Raw genomic sequence first — 1207 nt, 5'->3', positions numbered from 1 at the left:
TCGGTCGTTACAAGATCAACAAGAAGCTCGGGATCGACGCGGAGATCACCCAGGGGACGCTGACCGAGGACGACATCGTCGCCACCATCGAGTACATCGTCAGGCTGCACGCCGGCGAGGAGTCGATGCCGGGCGCCGAGGGTCGCGAGGTCATCGTCGAGACCGACGACATCGACCACTTCGGCAACCGTCGTCTGCGCAGCGTGGGCGAGCTCATCCAGAACCAGGTCCGCCTGGGCCTGGCCCGCATGGAGCGCGTCGTCCGCGAGCGCATGACCACGCAGGACGTCGAGGCCATCACGCCGCAGACCCTGATCAACATCCGCCCGGTCGTGGCGTCGATCAAGGAGTTCTTCGGCACCTCGCAGCTGTCGCAGTTCATGGACCAGACCAACCCGCTGGCCGGCCTGACGCACAAGCGGCGTCTGTCCGCGCTGGGTCCCGGTGGTCTGTCGCGTGAGCGCGCCGGCTTCGAGGTCCGCGACGTGCACCCGTCCCACTACGGCCGGATGTGCCCGATCGAGACGCCTGAAGGCCCCAACATCGGTCTGATCGGCTCGCTGGCCTCCTTCGGCCGCATCAACGCCTTCGGCTTCGTGGAGACTCCTTACCGCAAGGTCGTCGACGGCAAGGTGACCGACCAGATCGACTACCTGACCGCCGACGAGGAAGACCGTTACGTCAAGGCGCAGGCCAACACCACCCTCAACCCGGACGGTTCGTTCGCCGAGCCCCGCGTCCTGGTTCGCACCAAGGGTGGTGAGACCGAGCTCGCCCGTGCCGAGGAGGTCGACTACATCGACGTGTCGCCGCGCCAGATGGTGTCGGTGGCCACCGCGATGATCCCCTTCCTCGAGCACGACGACGCCAACCGCGCGCTCATGGGCTCCAACATGCAGAGGCAGTCCGTGCCGCTGCTGAAGAGCGAGTCGCCGCTGGTCGGCACCGGCATGGAGTACCGTGCCGCGACCGACGCCGGCGACGTCATCAGCGCCGAGAAGGCCGGCGTGGTCGAGGAGGTCTCCGCCGACTACGTCACGGTCATGAACGACGACGGCACCCGCACCACCTACCGGGTCGCCAAGTTCAAGCGTTCCAACCAGGGCACCTCGTTCAACCAGAAGCCCATCGTCGCCGAGGGCGACCGGGTCGAGGTCAACCAGGTCATCGCCGACGGTCCCTGCACCGACAACGGCGAGATGGCGCT

At 66.9% G+C, this 1207-nt stretch carries 1 pseudogene; it reads left to right on the top strand.

What is annotated here, in order from left to right:
• Positions 1–1207 (top strand): annotated as a pseudogene (locus ABZX22_RS45200) (DNA-directed RNA polymerase subunit beta); the annotation flags it as partial.

The sequence above is a fragment of the Nonomuraea sp. NPDC003804 genome (assembly GCF_040610675.1).
Lineage (GTDB): Bacteria > Actinomycetota > Actinomycetes > Streptosporangiales > Streptosporangiaceae > Nonomuraea.
Note: the sequence above shows the minus strand (reverse complement) of the source record. Positions and strands in the feature narration are given on the sequence as shown.